General features: G+C 46.7%; 1 protein-coding gene. It reads right to left on the reverse strand.

The window, feature by feature from the left end; translation table 11 throughout:
* The coding region (locus R7Z50_RS30895) for a histidine kinase dimerization/phospho-acceptor domain-containing protein (RefSeq protein WP_318150199.1) at window positions 1–527 on the reverse strand (527 nt) is incomplete at both ends.

The following is a 527-nucleotide window of genomic DNA, read 5'->3' on the forward strand; positions in this document are numbered from 1 at the left end:
ATGTCGTTGAGGATAGTCATTAAATGCTGCCCTGAATCCAGAATCACCTTAATGTGCTCCTTGGTGACGGGCTCTTTGGTTTCCTCTGCAATCAACTGAGAAATCCCGAGCACACCATTCATTGGCGTTCTTAATTCGTGACTCATAGCAGCAAGAAAGCTGGATTTAGCCTTCGCGGCTCGCTCTGCTTTGTCCGTCTCGGCTTCCAACTCCGAGTTAAGCTGCTTCAAGTTGTGCATTCGGTATTGCAGTTGATACAAGAACGACCCGACTAACAACATCACTGCGACAAACACAAACAGCCAAGTGAAGCGCGCCTCATTTTGGGCGAGATCAAGAAGTGAGTGCTCGGCCTCTTCCACAAACACAAAGTAATTGTGATCCAGTAGCTCATTGGTCAACAGCTCGATTTTTTTATCGCTTTCATGTAAGCGCCCCAAAAAGTTCGCGCCACTTTCGCTTTGCTCCCCACTTTGATTCACTAAGTCGCGGCTAAAAAACTCGACGTAATGTTTATCTAATTGCGT

The sequence above is a fragment of the Vibrio sp. 1249-1 genome (assembly GCF_033340495.1).